18 protein-coding genes are annotated in these 14621 nt (G+C 44.8%); 2 read left to right on the forward strand and 16 right to left on the reverse strand.

The features are described 5' to 3' along the window. Nucleotides 1–622: 622 nt before the first annotated feature. The 13 genes from sigF to ACNAZ4_RS16060 form a co-directional block, all read right to left on the reverse strand. On the reverse strand, nt 623–1381 hold the full coding sequence (gene sigF / locus ACNAZ4_RS16000) for an RNA polymerase sporulation sigma factor SigF (RefSeq protein WP_415815894.1): 759 nt from the start codon (nt 1379–1381) through the stop codon (nt 623–625). A gap of 13 nt (nt 1382–1394) precedes the next feature. Then, nucleotides 1395–1835: an anti-sigma F factor gene (gene spoIIAB / locus ACNAZ4_RS16005; RefSeq protein WP_415815896.1), complete on the reverse strand. Its 441-nt coding sequence runs from the start codon at nt 1833–1835 to the stop codon at nt 1395–1397. 3 nt (nt 1836–1838) lie between these two features. After that, nucleotides 1839–2189: an anti-sigma F factor antagonist gene (gene spoIIAA, locus ACNAZ4_RS16010; RefSeq protein WP_415815898.1), complete on the reverse strand. Its 351-nt coding sequence runs from the start codon at nt 2187–2189 to the stop codon at nt 1839–1841. 143 nt (nt 2190–2332) lie between these two features. After that, a complete protein-coding gene (locus ACNAZ4_RS16015) occupies nt 2333–3505 on the reverse strand; it encodes a D-alanyl-D-alanine carboxypeptidase family protein (protein WP_415816154.1) in 1173 nt (390 codons plus the stop codon). 140 nt (nt 3506–3645) lie between these two features. Then, nucleotides 3646–4950, reverse strand: a complete 1305-nt coding sequence (locus ACNAZ4_RS16020) for a pyrimidine-nucleoside phosphorylase (protein WP_415816156.1) — start codon at nt 4948–4950, stop codon at nt 3646–3648. A 41-nt stretch (nt 4951–4991) separates the two neighbouring features. Next, the gene (locus tag ACNAZ4_RS16025) at nt 4992–5816 is read right to left on the reverse strand and encodes a purine-nucleoside phosphorylase (RefSeq protein ID WP_415815900.1); all 825 of its coding nucleotides are present in this window, start codon (nt 5814–5816) and stop codon (nt 4992–4994) included. Nucleotides 5817–5828: 12 nt separating this feature from the next. After that, nucleotides 5829–7010 carry a phosphopentomutase gene (deoB, locus tag ACNAZ4_RS16030; protein ID WP_415815902.1) on the reverse strand — a complete coding sequence of 394 codons (1182 nt, stop codon included), beginning with the start codon at nt 7008–7010 and terminating at the stop codon, nt 5829–5831. Between the two features lie 221 nt (nt 7011–7231). After that, nucleotides 7232–8125: a site-specific tyrosine recombinase XerD gene (gene xerD, locus ACNAZ4_RS16035; protein WP_415815904.1), complete on the reverse strand. Its 894-nt coding sequence runs from the start codon at nt 8123–8125 to the stop codon at nt 7232–7234. A gap of 5 nt (nt 8126–8130) precedes the next feature. Next, nucleotides 8131–8358, reverse strand: coding sequence for a YqzK family protein (locus tag ACNAZ4_RS16040; RefSeq protein WP_415815906.1), 228 nt, complete (start codon nt 8356–8358; stop codon nt 8131–8133). A gap of 361 nt (nt 8359–8719) precedes the next feature. Continuing rightward, a complete protein-coding gene (fur, locus tag ACNAZ4_RS16045; RefSeq protein ID WP_415816158.1) occupies nt 8720–9178 on the reverse strand; it encodes a ferric iron uptake transcriptional regulator in 459 nt (152 codons plus the stop codon). 115 nt (nt 9179–9293) lie between these two features. Beyond that, nucleotides 9294–9935 (reverse strand): stage II sporulation protein M, encoded by a 642-nt coding sequence (gene spoIIM / locus ACNAZ4_RS16050; protein ID WP_415815908.1) that lies wholly within the window; start codon nt 9933–9935, stop codon nt 9294–9296. A gap of 121 nt (nt 9936–10056) precedes the next feature. Next, nucleotides 10057–11223 carry an endonuclease Q family protein gene (locus tag ACNAZ4_RS16055; protein WP_415815910.1) on the reverse strand — a complete coding sequence of 389 codons (1167 nt, stop codon included), beginning with the start codon at nt 11221–11223 and terminating at the stop codon, nt 10057–10059. Continuing rightward, a complete protein-coding gene (locus ACNAZ4_RS16060) occupies nt 11224–11775 on the reverse strand; it encodes an NUDIX hydrolase (RefSeq protein ID WP_415815912.1) in 552 nt (183 codons plus the stop codon). It abuts the gene before it with no gap. Between the two features lie 75 nt (nt 11776–11850). Here ACNAZ4_RS16060 and mciZ point away from each other — a divergent pair, with 75 nt between their 5' ends. After that, nucleotides 11851–11997: a Z-ring formation inhibitor MciZ gene (mciZ, locus tag ACNAZ4_RS16065; protein WP_415815914.1), complete on the forward strand. Its 147-nt coding sequence runs from the start codon at nt 11851–11853 to the stop codon at nt 11995–11997. 60 nt (nt 11998–12057) lie between these two features. Then, nucleotides 12058–12969 (forward strand): aldo/keto reductase, encoded by a 912-nt coding sequence (locus ACNAZ4_RS16070; protein WP_415815916.1) that lies wholly within the window; start codon nt 12058–12060, stop codon nt 12967–12969. Between the two features lie 69 nt (nt 12970–13038). Here ACNAZ4_RS16070 and ACNAZ4_RS16075 read toward each other — a convergent pair whose 3' ends face one another. The 3 genes from ACNAZ4_RS16075 to ACNAZ4_RS16085 all read right to left on the reverse strand — a co-directional run bounded on the left by ACNAZ4_RS16075 (nt 13039) and on the right by ACNAZ4_RS16085 (nt 14613). Further along, nucleotides 13039–13773, reverse strand: coding sequence for a hypothetical protein (locus tag ACNAZ4_RS16075; protein ID WP_415815918.1), 735 nt, complete (start codon nt 13771–13773; stop codon nt 13039–13041). Nucleotides 13774–13837: 64 nt separating this feature from the next. After that, nucleotides 13838–14362 carry a GrpB family protein gene (locus tag ACNAZ4_RS16080; RefSeq protein WP_415815920.1) on the reverse strand — a complete coding sequence of 175 codons (525 nt, stop codon included), beginning with the start codon at nt 14360–14362 and terminating at the stop codon, nt 13838–13840. After that, on the reverse strand, nt 14359–14613 hold the full coding sequence (locus ACNAZ4_RS16085) for a YqkE family protein (protein ID WP_415816160.1): 255 nt from the start codon (nt 14611–14613) through the stop codon (nt 14359–14361). The genes ACNAZ4_RS16080 and ACNAZ4_RS16085 overlap by 4 nt, the downstream gene beginning before the upstream one ends. Between the last annotated feature and the right edge of the window lie 8 nt (nt 14614–14621).

The raw sequence follows: 14621 nt of genomic DNA on the forward strand, positions 1-14621 counted from the left end.
AACACAGTGTTTTCCTCGTATATTTAGTATGTATTGCTGCGTGCTTTTCATGAAGTCCAATAATTGGTTAAGATGGGGTGGAATTAAAACATGGAATATGAGGTTTTGGGGGCTTATTGGTGACTCAATTTTCCAGTGACTGGTGTTTCAGAGCTCCAATCGGGGGGATTGGTAACTGGTTTCTCCAGTTACTGGTATTTTGGTGCTTCAATCGTGCGTATTGGTTACACGATATTCCAGTTATTGGTGTTTCGGTGNTCCAACCGTGGGTATTGGTTACACGATATTCCAGTTATTGGTGTTTTGGTGCTTCAATCGTGGGTATTGGTTACACGATATNCCAGTTANTGGTGTTTTGNTGCTNCAATCGTGGGTATTGGTTACACNATATTCCAGTTACTGGTGTTTTGGTGCTCCAATTGGTTTTATTGGACACCTTTTTTTCCAGTTACTGGTGTTTAAGGGCTCCAATCGACCCCTATTGGTGACTTATTTTCCCAGTTACTGGTTTTTCAGAGCTTCAATCGAGGTTATTTATGACCTCTTTTTCCAAAATCCTTATGGCACCAGTTCGCCCCAAACCAAGTGCGGTTTTTTAGAAAAACAAAAAAGCCATATGGATTCAAAGATCCATACGGCCTTTCATTTGCTGGAGTATTTTCTTTTCGAGGCGCGAGACCTGGACCTGGGAGATTCCAAGCCGGGCTGCGACTTCTGATTGGGTTTGGTCTTTATAATACCGCAAATAAACAATCAGCTTTTCGCGTTCATCCAGTTCGTTGATTGCCTCTTTCAAGGCGATTTTATCGAACCAGCGGCCTTCTTCACCATTGTCGATCTGGTCCAGCAGGGTAATTGGATCGCCGTCGTTTTCATAGACGGTTTCATGGATTGAAGCCGGGCTTCGGCTTGCCTCCTGGGCCATGATTACATCTTCAGGCGATAGTTCAAGATGCTCGGCGATTTCGTTGACAGTCGGCACCCTGCCAAGTGTTTTGGAAAGCTCATCTTTTGCCTTCCTGATTTTATTGCCGGTCTCCTTCAGCGATCTGCTGACTTTCACGGTCCCGTCATCCCTGATGAAACGCTGGATTTCACCGATGATCATCGGAACTGCATAGGTTGAGAATTTCACGTCATATGAGAGGTCAAATTTATCAACTGATTTCAAGAGGCCGATGCTGCCAATTTGAAACAGGTCGTCTGGCTCATACCCTCTGTTGAGGAAACGCTGGACGACGGACCAGACGAGACGCATGTTCTTCTGGACAATCAAATCCCTGGCAGCCTGGTCTCCCTGATGGCTTCTCAAAATCAGTTCTTTGACTTCATGGTCCTTAAGATACGTTTGGCTATTATCCTTTTTTACCTCCACATCCATCGGCAGAACTCCCTTAATTGCACAGCGCTTTGCTCTTTGACAGGTGCTTTTTCAAACGAATCTCTGTCCCAAAGCCGGGCTCTGATCTCACTTGTACTTCGTCCATGAAATTTTCCATAATCGTAAAGCCCATACCGGACCGTTCCAGCTCTGGCTTTGAGGTGTAAAGAGGCTGCATGGCTTCATCGATATCAGGAATTCCTATCCCTTCATCTTTAATGAGCATTTCGACCGTACTTTCCTCAAGCAATACGGAGATGAACACTTTTCCGTCCGGATTGCTTTCATATCCGTGGATAATCGCATTGGTTACCGCTTCGGAAACAACTGTCTTGATTTCCGTCAGTTCGTCCATGGTAGGATCGAGCTGCGCAATGAAAGCAGCAACGGTGACGCGGGCGAATGATTCGTTTTGACTTAACGCGCTAAAATGAAGATTCATTTCATTCTTCATGGATCATGCAACCCCCAATCTCTCTAATGCAAATTCTTCCGTCGGATCAAGACGGATGATCTTGAATAAGCCCGACATATCAAATAACCGTTTGATTGGCGGCGAGATTGCGCAAACAACCATTTCTCCATGAAGCTGTTTGATTTGTTTATATCTTCCCAAAACTACACCCAGTCCCGAACTATCCATAAAGGAGAGATGTTCGAGGTTCATGACAATGTGGCGGATTCCTTCGTTCTCAATGGCTTTTGTTGCCTGCTCGCGAAGCTGGTCTGCAGTGTGGTGATCCAATTCACCACTGATCCGGATCAATAAGACATCATGCTTCACTTCCATATCAATGTTAAGACTCACTATCCAAAGCCTCCTTATCTGGTATAGTGAGTCAAATTCTCCATTGATTTGGCCAAATCCTTCTTCAGAACAAAACTAGTGCAAATTCGCTAAAACTTGATGGAATCGCAGAGTTTTCGACACTGACATGAACCTTGCTGACATTATTTTTGGCTTCCAGCCCTGGTGAACATCCCGAATGAACGCTTATACAGGATCCACCAGCTAGCTTCTTTAACCTTGGCATCCGCAACAAGCGGTGTTTCAGCCACCGTCTTGCCGTCCTTTACAAGCTTAAGGGTTCCGACCTTATCTCCTTTTTCGACAGGAGCCTTAAGACTTTTGTTCAGTGTGATTTTCTGTTTGACATCCTTGATATCTGCTCCTTTTTTGGTAAGGAGGGAAACACTTTCAGAGGTGACAGCGTTGATTGTCTTTTTGTCGCCCTTGCTGATCACTGCTTTTCCAAGCGGATGTCCTTTCTTGAACATTGGATGTGTCTGGTACTGACTGAAAGCATAGTCGAGCATCTTCGTTACTTGAGCATTCCTCGCCTTGGAGGTCGGAGCTCCGAACACGACCGCGATCGCACGCATGCCATCCTTTTGTGCAGTCGCTGTGAGACAATATTTCGCTTCATTGGTGAAGCCGGTTTTCAGACCATCCACGCCCGGATAAAAACGAACAAGCTTATTCGTATTGACGAGCCAGAATTTCTTTTCCGAATCCTCACGGAGATAATCTTCATACGTACCTGTATACTTCGTTATTTTTTCATACTTCAGCAATTCTTTTGCCATCATGGCCATATCATAAGACGAGCTGTAATGCCCATCGACAGGCAGGCCGGTAGTATTTTTAAAAAAGGTATCTTTCAACCCAAGCTCCTTGACCTTATCGTTCATCATCTTCACGAATGCCTCTTCAGATCCGCCGATGCGTTCGGCCATCGCCACTGCTGCGTCGTTACCTGAACCGATGGCGATTCCTTTGAGCAATTGCTCGACTGTCATTTCTTCTCCCGGCTCGAGGAAGATCTGGGAGCCCCCCATTGAAGCGGCATATTCACTCGCCCGGACTTTTTCATCCATCTTCAGCCTTCCTTCATCCAGTGCCTCCATGATTAAAAGCATTGTCATGATTTTAGTCATGCTGGCCGGCGGCAGCTTCTCATGACTGTTTTTATCAAACAGGACCTGCCCGGTGTCACGCTCGATCAAAATAGCTGAACTGGCATCATCGGCCAGTCCCTGGTCTCCTTCATTCGCATATCCTTTCGGGGATATATATGCGGTGCCCATAATAAAAACAAGCAGTAAACTCGTAAGCTTTTTCAGATTCATGGCCATAACCCTCCTATCTTTATAGGCTCTATTTTTATCCAACCAATCCATTTTTATACAGGCAAGGCAGATAAAACCGGGAATTTTTGCATATAAAAAAGCGGAGAGGCATCTCTCCGCTTCATTCAACCATATTATTCTGTTATTTCTTCATGCACCAGGATTGGCGCATCAACGTGTTCGCCCGTGATCTTGATGTTCTCATAAAGCATTTCCCGGACTTCATTCACATCTTCAAAGTTGCTGTGGATGGTCAGGAGTGAGTCTCCCTTTTCTACCTTGTCGCCAATTTTCTTGCGCAGCATAAGCCCGACAGCGAGATCGATTTCGGATTCCTTCGTAGCCCTTCCTGCTCCAAGAAGCATAGCTGCGGTTCCGACTTCATCAGCGACAATTTCGGATACATAGCCTGCCTCTTTGGCTTCAAGTTCGAACTTGTATTTTGCTTGCGGCAGGTTTTCCGGATGATCGACAACCGATGCATCGCCGCCCTGGGATGCAAGGAATACTTTGAAGGCTTCAAGAGCAGCACCGTTCTTGATGACTTCTTCAAGCTTGCTGCGTGCTTCTCCAAGTGATTCTGCCTTTCCGGCAAGGAAGACCATGTGGCTTCCAAGCGTCAAGCAAAGTTCAGTGAGGTCTTCTGGACCTTCACCCTTCAATGTATCAATCGCTTCCTTAACTTCTAAAGCATTCCCGATTGCAAATCCAAGTGGCTGGCTCATATCGGAAATGACCGCCATCGTCCGGCGGCCGACATTATTCCCGATTCGGACCATTGCTTTTGCCAGTTCACGTGAATCATCAAGCGTCTTCATGAATGCGCCTGCTCCTGTTTTCACATCCAGGACGATTGCATCTGCACCAGCAGCGATTTTCTTGCTCATGATCGAACTAGCAATCAATGGGATGCTGTCGACAGTCGCTGTTACGTCACGCAATGAATAAAGCTTTTTATCAGCAGGAGTCAGATTCCCGCTCTGTCCGATGACCGCAATCTTATTTTTATTCACAAGGTTGATGAATTCCTCATTATCGATCTCGACATGGAAGCCTTCTACTGCTTCCAGCTTGTCGATTGTTCCACCTGTATGTCCGAGTCCGCGCCCTGACATTTTTGCAACCGGTACACCCAGAGCTGCTACTAATGGACCCAGTACCAGCGTCGTTGTATCGCCGACACCGCCTGTAGAGTGCTTGTCGACCTTGACGCCTTCAATCGCAGAAAGATCAATTTGGTCTCCAGACTTCACCATTGCCATCGTCAAATCGGCGCGTTCTTTCTCGGTCATTCCCTGGAAGAAGATCGCCATTGTCAGCGCGCTTACCTGGTAGTCAGGAATACTGCCGTCTGTATAGCCGTCAATGAAAAATTGGATTTCTTCCGTTGATAATTCATGTCCGTCACGTTTTTTCTCGATCACATCGACCATTCTCATCATTATCACCACTTATCATTATTTAGCCTGAGTGCTATGGTTTATTTTTGCCCTACTGTTTTTACAATCTCATTCACAAGCAAAAGGAAGCTTGACTTCACTTTTTCAGTTGTTTCGATTACTTCATCATGGCTTAACGGCTGATCAAGAATGCCGGCTGCCATATTCGAAATGCAGGATATGCCAAGTACTTCAAGTCCGGAATGCTTTGCCACAATGACTTCAGGCACAGTGGACATTCCGACTGCGTCTCCACCCAAAGTACGGATCATTCGAACTTCTGCAGGTGTTTCGTATACTGGCCCAGGATTACCGACGTATACTCCCTCTTTGATCGTAAGGCTGTTCTTGTCAGCAACTTCTTTCGCGATTCCTCTTAAGTTCTTGGAATAGGCTTCGCTCATATCCGGGAAGCGTACGCCGAAATGTGAATCATTCGGGCCAATCAATGGGTTTGTGCCCATATTGTTGATATGATCCGTAATAATCATCAAATCTCCTGGTTCGAAGCTTTCATTCACTCCACCAGCTGCGTTCGTAACAATTAGCTTCTCAATACCCAGTTCCTTCATGACGCGAACCGGGAAAGTGACCTTATCCATGCTGTAGCCTTCATAGTAATGGAAGCGTCCCTGCATCGCGATGACTTCGACGCCGCTAAGCTGTCCGCAAACCAATTGTCCGGCATGGCCTTCAACTGTCGAAACAGGGAACCCCGGGATTTCGTTGTAAGGAATCTTGACCGGGTTGACAATGTCATCAGCCAGGACTCCCAGACCTGACCCAAGAATCAATCCGATTTTAGGCTGCTGTGTTAATTTATCATTGATATATGATGATGCTGTTTGAATTTGCTTATAATCCATGAATTCCACTCCTTATTTCAATTCCTTCAGAAAGCTAGTTCCGTGATCAGGCATTTTCACGTTAAAGTTTTCCGCAACGGTCGCGCCGATGTCAGCAAACGTCTTGCGTACCGGCAGTTCTTTTCCTTCTTTCATTCCCTTTGAATAAACTAGGAGAGGCACATATTCGCGAGTGTGGTCTGTTCCGTAATGGACCGGATCATTACCGTGATCTGCGGTGATGATGAGCAGGTCATCTTCTTTCAATTTATCAAAGACTTCAGGAAGGCGTGCATCGTATTCTTCAAGCGCTTTGCCATAGCCTTCCGGGTCGCGGCGATGTCCGAACAGCGCATCGAAATCAACCAGGTTCAGGAAGCTCAGCCCAGTGAAGTCCTGGTCCAAAGTCTGGAGCAGCTTATCCATTCCGTCCATATTTGAAACTGTGCGCAGGGATTCAGTTACCCCTTCGCCATCATAGATATCGGAAATTTTACCGATCGCCAGCACGTCAAGCCCGCTATCCTTCAACTCGTTCATGACCGTTCTGCCAAATGGCTTGAGTGCGTAGTCATGACGGTTGGATGTACGTTTGAAGTCGCCTGGCTGGCCAAGGAAGGGTCTGGCGATGACTCTGCCGACCATGTACTTTTCATCAAGTGTCAATTCCCTGGCGATCTTGCAAATGTCATATAGCTCTTCGATTGGGACGATTTCTTCATGGGCCGCAATCTGCAATACTGAGTCTGCTGAAGTATAGACGATCAAAGCGCCTGTCTTCATATGCTCTTCACCGAGCTCAACAAGGATTTCAGTCCCGCTTGCCGGCTTGTTTCCGATGACCTTTCTGCCAGTCCGTGATTCCAGCTCTGAAATTAATTCATCAGGGAACCCATCAGGGAAAACCTGGAATGGAGTCTGGATATTCAAACCCATGATCTCCCAATGTCCTGTCATTGTATCCTTACCATTTGATGCCTCTTGCATCTTTGTATAAAACGCCAATGGCTTTTCAGCAGTGCTGATTCCGTTGATTTCTTCGATATTGCTAAGACCCAGCTTGCCCATATTCGGCATGTTCAGTCCGTTCATTCTCTCTCCGATATGGCCAAGTGTATGGGAACCTTTGTCCCCGAACTTTTCAGCGTCAGGTGCCTCTCCGATCCCAACAGAATCCATGACAACCAAAAATACTCTTTTATATGTATTCGACATTCTTTCTCCTCCTTTAAAAGTATGAATGCGTTACTCATAATTTCACAATTTTATGTTACCCTTTTTTGCTTAGGATAATCGGATGCGTGCGTTTACATTTGTCAGAAGTCTGACATCTTCATTTTACTAGATATCTTAAAAAACACAAGAAAAAAAGCCGGCTTTTCAGTCGGCTTTTTTGACAATTCTATGAATCTATCAGTTTCTTAGATCATAAATTTTTATGCGCGGGGATGGAACTTTGTATAAACATCCTTCAACCTCGTCTTTGTTACATGGGTATAAATTTGCGTCGTGGAGATGTCAGCATGTCCCAGCATTTCCTGGACTGCGCGAAGATCCGCTCCATTTTCAAGCAAGTGGGTAGCAAATGAATGCCGCAGCGTATGTGGTGTCAATTCCTTTTCGATCCCGGCTTCTGATGTCAGCCGTTTGAGGATTTTCCAGAATCCCTGTCGCGACAGTCCTTTTCCATGGTGATTTAAGAATAGAGAGTCATCCTTGTGTTTTTTCGATGCCAGTTTTGGCCTTCCTTTATCGAGATACTCTTCAATCGCATCTGAAGCCGTTTTCCCGATCGGAATGATCCTTTCCTTGCTCCCTTTTCCCATGCAGCGGACAAAGCCCATCGTAAGATGCACATCAGACAGTTTCAGTCCGATCAACTCACTGACACGTATACCTGTAGCATACATCATCTCTAGCATCGCCTTATCACGATAGCCAAAAGGGTCTGTCAGTTTCGGGCTATCGAGAAGAGTCTCGACCTCTTCCATGCTCAGCACTTTAGGCAAAGACCGCTCATGCTGGGGACTTTCAATATGAACGGTTGGATCGTGATCAACCGCCTTTTCCCGCAGGAGAAAATGATGAAAAGCCCGGATCGAGGCAATATGCCTGGCCAGGGTCTTTGAGGATTTCCCTGTGTCTTTTAGGAACTTAAGAAAGTGTACGATCTGCGGACGCTGGACTCCATTTAAATCCTTCAGCTCTTCAACATTTTTCAGATAATGAATGTAGCTATTCAAATCTCGTTTATAGGACACGATCGTATTCTTTGACAGTCCCTTTTCAACAACCAGAAAGTGGATAAAGTCGTCTAACCTGTCTTCCATTTCTATTACTCTCCATTCAGATAAAACAGTATCAGCCTTTCAAGCATGCTTCCTTCTTCTTTATCAAAGGTTCCTGACACCTTGATGGCTGCTCCTTCCGGTGCGTCATATCGATGATAACTTTCATATTCTTCGTTAATCCACATGATACCATAATAAAATAGAATTGTGCATCCAGTGAACAAGATGAACACCTTGAATGTATGCATGACCATTCCGAACCACGATTTCATCTTCTTGCCTCCATACTTGTTGTATAATTCGTTAACAGACTGCTCCCCTGTTCACGCGACTATACTTATTTACTAATCTGTATGCCAATTTGGACAAGAATTATACCTGATATCAGTGCATTAATAACAAATAAAGGCTGTTTTCGTAGAGATTGTTGTTAAAATCCTAAAGCCGATTTTAACGGGATAATAGCCATTTTGTAGGTCGGTACTAAGTTTGCAAGCTCTTTTCTTATAATAGTCGTGAATTGTGAGAACAATCTTAGGTAATTCAATTCTATTTTGTAACCAATAGCAACAAAGTTTGAGAAAAGAGCCTAAATAAAAAACCCTTTTTCCAGTTTGGAAAAAGGGCCTTGGATTATTCTGTTTCTTCCGTCTCTTTCTCCTGGCATCTGTGACATATGCCATGGAATGTAAGGCGGTGGTCTTTAATCTTGAATTTCCAGTCTCTTTCAACGATTTCTTCTACATCCTCCAGAAGATCGTCCTGGATTTCATCGACTGCTCCGCACTCAATGCAGACAAGGTGATGATGGAAATGGGCAGCGCCTTCCTGGCGGAGATCATATCGGGACACACCATCCCCGAAATTGATTTTATCAACAATTTTCAGTTCGGTCAGCAGTTCAAGCGTCCGGTATACTGTCGCCAGTCCGATTTCAGGAGATTTCTCTTTGACAAGCAAATAAACATCTTCAGCACTCAAGTGGTCTTCTTCATGTTCAAGCAATACGCGGACAGTAGCCTCGCGTTGCGGCGTTAATTTATAGCTGGACGAATGCAGCTGTTTCTTGATTCTCTCGATTCTGTTTTCCATTTCGATAGTTCTCACTCCCCCGCCACTGTTCTTTTATTATATCAGAACGGAAATGAGATTCAAAATAAAATTATTACAAATAAGAAACAATAGTTATTTTCATTTAATAATTATTTTAATTTATTGAATTGATAACTGCCTTCAATAATGCCGGGGATAAATAGGCTTCGACTCCTGCTGCCACTGCCAGAAAGACAAGGGCGGCTATAAACGAAAAGATGTATCTGAAAAATTGAGGCATGATTGGCTGGCTGATTTTTTTCATGAATTGATTCCTGATCATTTTTAAGGAGAACGTGACTGCCATTGCCGCTGTAATGATGAAAACAGGGATGATGATGAAGTTTTGCGGCAGGATGGAAACAAAGGACAGCATGAAACCGTCCCACTGCATCTGGTTGACGAGAAAGCCCACTGTGAACCCGACCACCATTCCTTTCATGAATAAAAGGACCAGGATCACTGGAAGGCCAATGATCGAAACGCCCAAAATCCAGATCAAGCCGATGAACTTGCCATTATGCATAAAGCTTTGCAAAAATAAATCCTTTCCGTCTGCTACTTTACCGGAAGCAGCCTGGCCGAAAAATTGTGATAGATAATAGAATAAATCTTCTTTTTGAGTGAAACTGAGGCTGTTCACGATCACTGCGCCGAAGATGACGCCCATCAGAAAAAGGACAATGACAAAAAGATAGATTGAGGAATATTCTCGTAAATGGGTTACTGCGACGTCCTGGTACCTTCGTTTCTTCATCTCTTTTCCTCCTGCATATTGGTTACTACCATCATATGCTTGGACGGGAAGTCTATGACTCTGGAAGATGAATTTTCACTTTATTTACTAGAAACAAAAATCCGGCCTGTCAGGACCGGATTTACATATCTGCTATTTTCCCGTACTTGCCTCCGCCGCCGGCCAGGAATCCAAGCTGTCCCTTTCTGGCCTTGTCGATGGTGATTGCCGTCTTTTCCGGGATCAGCTGTTTTAAGGAATCCAGCGGGACAGAGTGAAGGACTGCCATTTCTGTTCCGAAATGATCCATAAGCTTTTCCAGCATTTTCGGTCCAAGACCCGGAATGAACTCGAGCGGAACCTGATGGATATAAGGCGGCCTTCCGAGCTGATTCCCATCTGCAGTCTTGAGTTCGCGTATCCTGTCAGCAACGCCCTTAACGATTTTACCAGAGCCGCATTCCGTGCACACCTCATCGTTGGACGGTATAGGAGTCAGGCATTTTGCACAGACGGTACGATGATATTTTCCGAGCTGCGGGTCAAGTCCATAATTTGCTTTAATCCGTCTTCCTTCAGATTCTTTTAATGCTAAGGACAATTCAGCAAAAGAAGGCTCTCTCATTTCTATCTTCTGGTATTCTCTAGCGATTTTAGCCAGTGAATGGGCATCCGAATTCGTGACAAAAGGATAACGGTGGATTTCCGAGAGCTGATCGGCCATCATCGTATCTGAGCTTAACCCCAGCTCGATGCCATCAATCATCTCAGGATCAAATACTTCCGTTAGTGAATGTTTTACACCCTTTCCATATAAGCTTTTAAAAGGGGTAAAAACATGTGCCGGAATGAAAATCCCGCCAAGTTCCTTTACTTTCCGCTGCAAATTGCGTCCGGAAACATATATTCTTTGTGAACTTAAATTGATATTCTTCAAGTGAGTTTCCAGCCATATTGAAAACTTCCTCATGGTTTGCAGAGTTGGCAGGTAACAAAGGACATGGAGCGGCCCCTGTGTGCTCTCATCATTGATCTCAAGTTCCGACCCGAGGATGATGCTCATCCCGCCATAGCTCAAACCGCCACCGGGATGCTCTTCAAGGTCTCCTGCGAGAAGCAGATCCTCCATTTCATCAAGCACTTCAGGTGAATGGCTGTCAATGATCCCGATCATGTCCATACCTTTATAATCCCTGGCATGTCGGATAATATTGCTGAAAGTCAGCGATTTTGCTCCGGTGATCTTCACTGCCCTGCCCGATTTCGTCCTGCCTATATGGATATGGAGATCGACAAAGTATTCCTGCATTTATTTACCCAATGCCTCCTGTAATTGCAAATGTTGAACAGCATACGCTGTTTTTGCATCATAAATCTGTTGGTCTTTTACCAGCTGAACTGCTTCTTCAAGGCTTACCTCGATTAGATTCACAAATTCATCTTCATCGGCTGCTGCCGGATTGGCTTTTTTCGCAAGGCCGGTCGCTTTATAGACATGGATGATTTCGTCTGCGAATCCTGGAGATGTATAGAAGGAAATCAGCCACTCCATGCTCAAGCATTCATAACCGGTCTCTTCTTCGAGCTCACGGGCCGCACAAATTTCCGGTTTTTCATCTACCTCCAGCTTGCCGGCAGGTATTTCGATAATGGTCCTTTCGAGTGCCTTCCTGTATTGTTCAACCATGATGATTTTATGGTCATCAGTAACCGGAATCACAGCGACTGCCCCTGGATGCTTGACGATTTCCCGTTTAGAAGTTTTTCCATTCGGCAATTCTACATCGTCTACCTGCAGGCTGATGACTTTTCCTGTAAAAATCTTTTCTGTCTTCAATGTTTTTTCTTCAAGAGATTTCATTCATGTCCACTCCTGTTCTAATCCGATATCAAATGCTCATACATTTTACCATACTTATCCGAAAGGAGTATCGCGATGAAAGTGTATGTGCATGGCCAGGGCATCACGATTGCCGGCAAGGCGTGGGAAATCAAAGCGATTTTAAAAGAGTATGGCAAAAAGCATATGCTTGTGAAAGACTGGGTGGAAACGGTCAATCAGCCGGTGGTCCGTCCAGATTAGTTGAAGCCACTCCTTTCCTTCCGATAAAATGGAAATACTATTGAGGAACGGAGTGATGGAATGAAAAAACGGCAATTAGGCTCATCCAGATTATATGTTAGTGAAATTGGTCTTGGCTGCATGTCACTTGGGACAGATTTCCCCAAGGCACAGGAAGTGGTCGAAGCTGCTCTCGAGGAAGGGATCAATTATTTCGATACCGCCGATTTATACGACTTTGGAGAAAATGAAAGGATTGTCGGGAAGGCATTGCATAATGTCAGGGACCAGGTTGTCATTGCCACGAAAGCCGGCAATCGCTGGACCGAGACGAAGGACAGCTGGACCTGGGACCCTTCAAAAGCTCATATCAAAGAAGCAGTCAAACAAAGCTTAAAAAGATTGGATACCGATTATATTGACCTTTATCAGCTTCACGGAGGGACGATTGATGATCATATTGACGAAAGTATCGAGGCTTTTGAAGAGCTGAAAGCTGAGGGGTTTATTAAGTATTATGGCATTTCCTCGATCAGGCCAAATGTAATCCGTGAGTATGCACAAAAATCAAATATCGTCTCCGTCATGATGCAATACAGCATGCTCGACAGGCGTCCGGAAGAAGAAGTGCTCCCGCTTCTGGGTGAAAAAGGCATCAGTGTTGTGACCCGGGGAACGGTTGCAAAAGGGATGCTCAGCGACAGGCTGCTTGAAAAGGCTCCTTCCAAAGGGTATCTTGATTACAGTTATGATGAATTACAGGAAGTATTGCCATCATTGAAGGAAAAACTGGCTGCTTCCCATACTCTTACGGAAGCCGCAATCCAATACAACCTGGCAGACCCGGCAGTAGCCTCGATTGTCGCTGGTGCAAGCAGTTCCGAACAAATCAGAGAAAACGCCCGGGCGGCAAGAGCAAATCCACTTTCTGCGGAAGAAATCAATTTAATTAAATCACTTACGAAAGCAAATAAATATGAACAGCATAGATAAGCAAAAAAAATAAGACATATCCGTCTACTCGACGGATATGTCCTTTTAAAGTATTTGCTCATCAGTTTTTTAAGCGAGCATCAGCAAGACCGTATAAGCTGCCAGACCAGCCGCGAAAGCCCAAAAATTGCTTTCCCGTTCTTCGGGAAGCTCTTCCTTCATGACATTCAATATGACTCCGCCGGCCAGCAATCCAAAGAGGACCGCAATGATATTTTCATGCACTTCGACCACCATGCCAACGGCCCATCCCGCCATTGTCGCTCCAGCCAGCAGCCATCTTCCAATCCTGTCGTAAATCTCCTTATGTGCTTCCCTGAGAGAATGATCACTGGTGATAAAGTGGACGGCAAGGGCGATGAAGTACAAAACCAGTCCTTTGATGGACTCCTGTTCTCCATGCAGCAATAGATATCCTATCAATCCGTTGTAAAGGAAAAACGATGTAATATGAATCCAGAATACCCCTTTTGATGCCCGGTTCAGATTATTCTCCTCCTGCTGCTTTTTCTTTGATGTCTTTACCATTCGTTCCATTCCGTAAAAAAAGGCCAAACCGAGCATTGCGACAATATATGTATGGTTCTCAAAGAACTTGAGGGCTTGCGACTGGATATTACGATCGAGTACCTCATTATGCTTATTCAATTCAGGAAGCAGGTGGATGAATACATACGCCACCGAAATGCCGCCGGCTGCTGAAAGAAGCCTGCTTCTCGGCACGTTATCCAGAAACGGTAGATATCTGGAAAATAGGTGGATGGCAACAAAACCTGCTGCCAGCATAAAAGTTGTAAAAATCAATGTCTTAGCTCCTTTGCCGGTTTTTACTTACTTGCCCTTTAGCATTGGAAGCAAAACATCCACTTTACAATGGTTTCCAGAGTCTCGCTTTTTGCTCTATTTCTAATACGGTTGGTGACTTTTCCGCAATATAGGAATCAATATCAAATTCATATTGACGTGCAGCTTCTTCCTTCACACTTGCATACCTGGCGGCTTCTTCCGGATGGGTTCTTAAATAATCACGGAACACAAGATGCCTGTATAGTTGATGGCTGCCTTTTTCAAACGCATGCAGATGCACTTTCCTGATCCCGTTTTCGTCACATTTTTGAAAATACCTCCGCCCCGCAATCCCGTTTTCTCCCTTTGCATCGTATCCGGCAGACTCCAGCGCAGGGGTTGCCTGTTCTACTAGTTCAAGGCTTTCCGCAGCAAGCATGATGTCTATGATCGGCTTGGCGCTCAGCCCCGGGACAGATGTGCTGCCAATATGGTGGATGTCAACCTCTGTCTGGTTAAAAGCTTCGGCAATAAGTTTTTTTTCTTTTTCAAAGAGAGTTTTCCATTCGGTATGATACGGGACAACTTCTACCCTTCGTTTTTTCATTTGAACTTTTTCCAATCCATATTACTTTCGGAAAGAAGTTCTTCAAACGACTTGTTCTTCTCCCGTAAACGCTGTTCTTCTTTTTTTCGCAGTAAATCCTCCTGCTTTTTCTTTTCTTCCTCTTCCTTTAGCTCCTGTTGCTGAGCCTTTAGTTTTTGCATGATATCCTGGTTCAGCAGGTCACCTAATGTTGCCGGTTTTTTTTCGTCTTTTTTTACAGGCTGCTGGCGTTTTTGTTTTTTCTTCATGATTGATCCCT

Source organism: Mesobacillus thioparans, from assembly GCF_965138835.1.
Taxonomy (GTDB): domain Bacteria; phylum Bacillota; class Bacilli; order Bacillales; family Cytobacillaceae; genus Mesobacillus; species Mesobacillus thioparans.